This is a genomic window from Anaerobacillus sp. 1_MG-2023, from assembly GCF_030547345.1.
Taxonomy (GTDB): Bacteria; Bacillota; Bacilli; order Bacillales; family Guptibacillaceae; genus Guptibacillus; species Guptibacillus hwajinpoensis_B.
In genome coordinates this window covers 1-272 of sequence record NZ_JAUORD010000107.1, presented here as the reverse complement: position 1 = coordinate 272, position 272 = coordinate 1, and the positions used below count along the sequence as shown (strand labels likewise).

At 39.3% G+C, this 272-nt stretch carries 1 pseudogene; it reads right to left on the bottom strand.

The annotated features are described in order from the left end of the window. Window positions 1-272, bottom strand: a pseudogene (locus Q4550_RS23485) (sporulation integral membrane protein YlbJ); the annotation flags it as partial.

Sequence of the window (272 nt, the reverse complement as noted above, 5' to 3'; positions counted from 1 at the left end):
AACTTTCTGTTTGCTCGTTTTTTTGCGATCTGTTGCTTCTTCCTTTCTTCCATAGAAACGCATGCAAATTCCAACCATTGCATTACTTGTATAATGACATACTGCTAAAAGTGCTCCTAGCTTTAAATCATGGAAAAAACCAGCGGAAATTGCACCGAAAATAAATAGTGGGCTGGAATTATTAGTGAATGAAACGAGTCGTTCCGCTTCAATTTTCGACAATTGCTTCTCTTCACGTAAACGTGCTGTTATCTTCGCCCCTGTAGGATAGC